Source organism: Streptomyces sp. NPDC006610 (assembly GCF_040611575.1).
In the GTDB taxonomy this organism is placed as follows: domain Bacteria; phylum Actinomycetota; class Actinomycetes; order Streptomycetales; family Streptomycetaceae; genus Streptomyces.
Genome location: NZ_JBEXOP010000085.1, coordinates 1 through 5,402 on the forward strand (window position 1 = coordinate 1; position 5,402 = coordinate 5,402).

Annotated in this window: 6 protein-coding genes and 1 pseudogene; all 7 read right to left on the minus strand. The window is 68.2% G+C overall.

Annotated features, from left to right (window positions below; genetic code table 11):
* Positions 1–295: 295 nt before the first annotated feature.
* The gene (locus ABZY13_RS33280; RefSeq protein ID WP_356637523.1) at positions 296–679 is read right to left on the minus strand and encodes a toxin Doc; all 384 of its coding nucleotides are present in this window, start codon (positions 677–679) and stop codon (positions 296–298) included.
* A complete protein-coding gene (locus ABZY13_RS33285; protein ID WP_356637525.1) occupies positions 679–918 on the minus strand; it encodes a hypothetical protein in 240 nt (79 codons plus the stop codon). The genes ABZY13_RS33280 and ABZY13_RS33285 overlap by 1 nt, the downstream gene beginning before the upstream one ends.
* Before the next feature lie 983 nt (positions 919–1,901).
* A complete protein-coding gene (locus tag ABZY13_RS33290) occupies positions 1,902–2,336 on the minus strand; it encodes a hypothetical protein (RefSeq protein ID WP_356637532.1) in 435 nt (144 codons plus the stop codon).
* A gap of 5 nt (positions 2,337–2,341) precedes the next feature.
* Positions 2,342–3,592 carry an IS256 family transposase gene (locus ABZY13_RS33295; protein WP_356637528.1) on the minus strand — a complete coding sequence of 417 codons (1,251 nt, stop codon included), beginning with the start codon at positions 3,590–3,592 and terminating at the stop codon, positions 2,342–2,344.
* A gap of 57 nt (positions 3,593–3,649) precedes the next feature.
* Positions 3,650–3,889, minus strand: a complete 240-nt coding sequence (locus tag ABZY13_RS33300; RefSeq protein ID WP_356637530.1) for a Scr1 family TA system antitoxin-like transcriptional regulator — start codon at positions 3,887–3,889, stop codon at positions 3,650–3,652.
* Positions 3,883–4,059, minus strand: a complete 177-nt coding sequence (locus ABZY13_RS33305; protein WP_356637534.1) for a helix-turn-helix domain-containing protein — start codon at positions 4,057–4,059, stop codon at positions 3,883–3,885. Before ABZY13_RS33305 ends, ABZY13_RS33300 begins: the two co-directional genes overlap by 7 nt.
* Positions 4,060–4,263: 204 nt before the next feature.
* Positions 4,264–5,402: pseudogene (locus ABZY13_RS33310) on the minus strand (transposase); the annotation flags it as partial.

Sequence of the window (5,402 nt, forward strand, 5' to 3'; positions counted from 1 at the left end):
GGGCGAGGACAACGTCCTCTACCCGATGAAGGACGCCCTGCGCGCACGGGCCACCGTCGGCGAGGTCTGCAACGCGCTCCGCGAGGTCTGGGGCATGTACATACCGAGCGATGTGTAGAACCGAGCCCAATACGTATTCCGGCACGGAACGCGTCAGTGCAGGCTTCCGACCACGTGGGGCCGGGCGACGGCGTCGACTAAGGCCAGGTCGCCACCGAGCAGCTTCCGCCGGCACCGCCCGGGCAGGGAAGCGGGGCGAATGCGGCGCGGGCCGCCGCTCGCGGCTGCGCCGGGTTCAGATGCGCCAGGAGCGGAGGGACTCCGCGATGTCGTAGATCTTCAACCGGGTCTCGCGGACCTTTCTGATCAGGTCGGACAGCGCTCCGTAGGGCGGATCGATGCCTTCACCGCACTGGTCGAGGTACTGGGTTGTCACGAAGGCTGCGAAGAGGCTGTTGCGGTGGGGGAGCGGTTCGAGCCGCACGATGGTGTGCAGGAGCGCGGCAGCACGCCACGCGGCGTCGGGGTTGGACTCGGCGAGCGTCGGCGTACGGGTCTTGTGGCGGGCGACAGCCGCGACCAGAGCCGAGTAGTCGGAGACGGATACGTCGTCATGCCCCAGGGCGATGTCCTGGACGTCCAGAAGCCAGGACACGTCTACATAGAGGATTTCGCTCATCAGGCGGCAGTGGCTCCCCGGTCGCGCTCGGGGGGAGGAACCTCGTCTGGGAACGCCTCGTCGAACTCCTCGCGCAGCCTGTCCGCCCAGGACGCGGCGCCCGCCACGAACCGCTTACGGTGCATCTCGCGCACGCCCAGGTCGTGCAGGTACTGCTTGAGGCTCTTGCCCTCGGCGGCAGCAGCAGCACGCACGCCTTCCATTTCTTCCTCGGTGAACGACACATTCAGTGACGGCATACTCGTATGGTACCTACTTGGTACCTGCCGAGGGAAGCAGAGGAGACGGTGACACTCCCGGCGGGTCCGAGACGTGCGGGGCTAGCCGGGAGAAGGGCTCGGCGAACGTCCGGCCGGGCAGTCCTGTCTAGGCGGTCACTGTCGCGTTTGGCACGGCCGAGTCGGCGGCGAGAGGCCGCGCGGTGGGGGCGGCGTGTCCGGACCTCTGGTCGCTTCTCGGACCGAGCGCGACCGCTATCAGCGCAGGCTGAAGGACCTTCCGCTCGCTGAACTGGGCTTTGTGATCCGGTTGACGGTCCGGCGCTTCATCTGCGCAGTGGCCTCACGCGACCCTGTCTCCTTGCGATCGAACACTGCCATGACTCTCCGTGACCGCTCCCCAAGATTTGCGCCAAAGCCCCGTGAACAAAGCCACAAAGCCGGTCGCCGCCCTGCAAGGGTCGCCCCGGCTCAGCACGGGCCTGCTTATGCGAATGCCGCCCGTATGCGACATGTCTTTCAAGCCGGCATGACATTTCTCAGAGCCGTGCCGGGCCATCTGTTTGCGGCTCGCGGACAAGCTGGTGCCGCCGCTGCCGCAGCGGCCTTTTCAGCAAGCACACGAACGGAACAGGCATGCCGGGGTGCAGCCGGTAGCCGCTGCACCCCGGCGAGTGGGCCTTGTTACGCAAGGTCATGGCACTGCCCGATCCCGCGTTCAGCATGCCGCGGGCGCTGGCGTGGACGACTTCGCGATCCGTCGCGGTCAGACCTACTCCACCGTCTTGACCAGGAGATGGTCGCGCCCACATGGCCACCCTCCGCAGGACTCCGGCCGACGCGGCACCCCAGCCGCTGTATCGGTACGGCAGGTGACCGGCTGGCTCACCCGGCACCCCATGGTCCTGACCGAGGAAGACCGGGCTGGCCTAACCTGGCCCGTTGCCCCGAACTGGACAGGGCCACCGGACACGTCCGCGACTTCGGCGAGATGCGAGCAACAGTCAAGAGTTGTGTATGGGGCCTTCCGGCGCGGTGATCTCGGCTGCTGCGAGCCGGGCATCTTCGCGCACCCGCGGGTCGGGGTGGTGGAGGAACGGCTCGAGCAGCGGCCGGGCCCGCGGATCGTGGGTGGCGCCGAGGACGTAGAGGACGTATTCGAGGAGGTCGTGTTCCATCGTCGGCATGGCGGTCGCCAGCGGTTCGACGAGGTCCAGGGGCAGGCGATGGTGGTTGAAGGCCTCGCTGATCGAGTTCAGGGCGGACTCGCGCACCTTGGTTTCCGGTTCGGTGATGGCCAGGCGGACCAGGCGTCCGACGACCAGGCAGGCGGTGTCCGTGTCGAGCGCGGTGCCGCGCAGGAGGTCCCCGAGGACTGCAGCAGCAAGGTCCCGACGGTTCGGATCGCGGTCGGTCAACGCGTCAAGCGCCGTGAACATGTCCTTCACGCCGCCACCTCAGACCGCTCGACCAGGATGCCGTTCTCGAAGCGTGCACCGGCGCGGACCAGGAGGACCAGGTGGGCTCCGGTGATTGCGCGCCACCGCGCCTGGCCGGACCCAACCCGTTCGAACACCATCGCGAGCGCAGCCGCCAGGCCTTCGGCGCCTCGGATCACCTTGGTGCGGAGCTTGACCGTGGAGAAGGCCGACTCGATGGGGTTGGTGGTCCGCAGGTGGATCCAGTGCTCAGCCGGAAAGTCATAGAACGCGAGCAGCTGGTCCCAGTCCTCGGTGATCTTCGCGACGGCCTTGGAGAACTTGGCGCCGTAGGTCTTCGCGGACGCCTCGATCGCCTTCTCGGCGTGAGTGCGGGACTCGGCGTTGTAGCTCTCCTGCATCGCCTTCGTCACGCCCGGCTGTGCCTTGGGCAGGCAGTTGGTGACATTGCGGGATCTATGAACCCAGCACCTCTGCGGCCTCATGGCCGGGAACACCTCGGCGAGTGCCCGCCAAAGGCCCATGACATCGTCCCCGATGGACAGCTCAGGGTCGCGCACGCCGTGACGGCGGCAGTCGCGCAGCAGGTCGGCCCACGGCTCGGTCGACTCCCGTAGGCCCTCGGCCAGGGCGATCAGTTCTTTGGTGCCGTCCAGCCGAAGGACTCCGAGCAGGACCAGCACGCAGGAGTGGGCCTGGCCGAGTCGGACCTGGGGGTGCACGCCGTCGGCCCAGACGTAGACGAAGTCGCGATCCGACAGGTCCCGGGTCCGGAAGGCGGCGTGGTCCTCGCTCCACTGCTTGGTCAGCCGGGTGACGGTGGCCGGGGACAGGCTGGCGGTGCCGCCGGGGAACTGCTCCAGGGTGGGGACGAAGTCTCCGGGCGGCAGGCCGTGCAGGTAGAGCAGCGGCAACACCTCATAGATCCTCCGCGACTTGCGGCACCACGGCGCCAGGATTCTCGAGGAGAACCGCTCGCGCTCGCCGGTGGCGTCGTCGACGCGGCGGTCGTTCACCCGCGGAGCTTTGACCTCGACCGGTCCGGCGGCAGTGACCACGGTCGTCGCCTTGTGGTGGCCGTTGCGGACCACCAGGTGCCGCCCGTGATCGTCAATGTCTGCGGTCAACTCGGCTATGTACTGGTTGACTTTCGCCTCCAGAGCGGCAGCCAGCAACCGGCGGGCGCCCTCCCAGACGCTCTCGTCGATCGGGGAGCCGGACTGGGTGGAGTCGCCGTCGGTCACTACGCTGAGCATGGGCGTACCTTCCCGACCCGCGCCGCAACGCGGGCCTACTCGAAGACCGTCGAAGGATTATTCGGGAAGGTACCCCTTCCGCGTGCTTGCAGGAACTGATCCACAGGTCTCCAGCTTTCCTCTGACCAGGGCCTCGACGTGCGGCGGGGACAGGCCCTTCCGTATCTGGGAAATCACTGCGGGGACGTACCCCTTGGTCCGAAGCAGTCCCGGCACGAGCATCGGCTGATAGTTCGCGAGGTGCGTCGCGCCGACCTCCAGTGCGAGGTAGCCGTCGTAGCGGGTCGGGGTCAGCACCGTCGAATACTTTCGCCACCAGGGCTTCTGTGCTCCTTGTCCGCCCGGACGAGGTCGAGCACGTCAGCGCGTCGATCCTCGTCCGCAACGCCGTACAGGTCCAGCAGCGCGCGGACGAGGACCGGTGTTGCGCCACGCTCGCCGTTCTCGATTCGGCTCAGGGAGCCCATCACCTGGAGCCGATCAGCCACCCGGGAGAGGGCGAAGCCCGGATGCGTCGCGCAGTTCCCTCAGCTGTGCCGTGAGTTGTCGCCGGTACACGGACTGCGGGACCGGGTTCCTCTTCAAGCCCATGCCGGAAGTCTCCCCGCACCAGCGATCTCTCTACAACCCATACAGGTCAACTTCTCAAGATATATCGCCTAGCTTGATCTTCAACCTGTGCGCCGGGGCCGTGGGGTCGTCGACTTCTTCGTTTGTCGTCGCGCTGGCTGTGTTTTGCGGGGTGTGTGCACGTCGTGGCGGGGTGCGGGCCGGGTGTTCTTGCGGTCTGGTGGTCGTCCGGGGCCGGGCCGGGAGGGTTTCGGTGCCTGGGCCGGGCAGGCGGTCGCTGGGCGGATGTGCCGGAAGTCCCGGCGGACGCGGGCGGGGGTGAGCCTGTCCGGCGAGGTGGGTTTCTCCCACGGCCGCCGCCGGTCGGCTGCCAGGGGCCGGGCAAGCCGCAGCTGGGTGTAGGCGGCGATGATCAGCCAGGTGCATCGGTCAGCCGCCTGGGGAGTGCGGATCTCGGAGTGGTCCAGCCCAGGGTCTGTTTGAACAGGTGGAAGGTGTGCTCGATGTCGAAGCGTCGCAGGTAGGCCTGCCAGAGACGGTCGGCGTCGGCTTCGGTGGCGTCGGTGCCCGACCACCACAGCCAGACCGGCTTGGGGGTGGCTCCGCTGGGCAGGTGGTCGATGTCCAGGCGGATCACCGTGCCCTCGACGATGGGGAGGGTGCCGTCGGCCGCGGCCCAGGAGGAGCGGTGGGTCAGCTTGGGATGCAGCCGGTTCCAGGAGCGAGCCAGGGCGGTGCCGCAGAGCCGGGTGTCGGTGACGGTCTCGGTGTCCGGGGTGCCCCAGGTGTCGGGCTGGCCGAAGGCGAACTCACCGCCGTGGCGGGGCGGGCGGCCCATCGTGCCCGGTCGGCGGGGTGGAACAGGCCTGCGTAGGACGCGGTCCGACCTCATTCGGGCCAGCACCTGCACGGGCAGGTCCCGCAGAAGGTGAGCCAGGCGGGGTGCGTCGTATCCGGCGTCCGCGCTGACGAGGACGTCGGGGTCACCCGCGTCTGCCACTGTCCTGCCGTGATCAGGCGCTGGAGCAGCTCACGCAACTGCTGGGCGGTGACGGTCGCGGTGTCGTCCCCGGGCGCCAGACGCAGCGCGTCCAGCGGTGCGGTTCACGAGCTGCGGCCGGGCTCGAGCGCGCAGATGACGGAGTAGGGCCAGCCGGGGACGGGGATGTGCTGGTCCTTGCCGCGTCCGTAGGTGTGGCACAGTATCCGCTGTGGCGAGGTGTGAGCGTCCGGCCGCAGC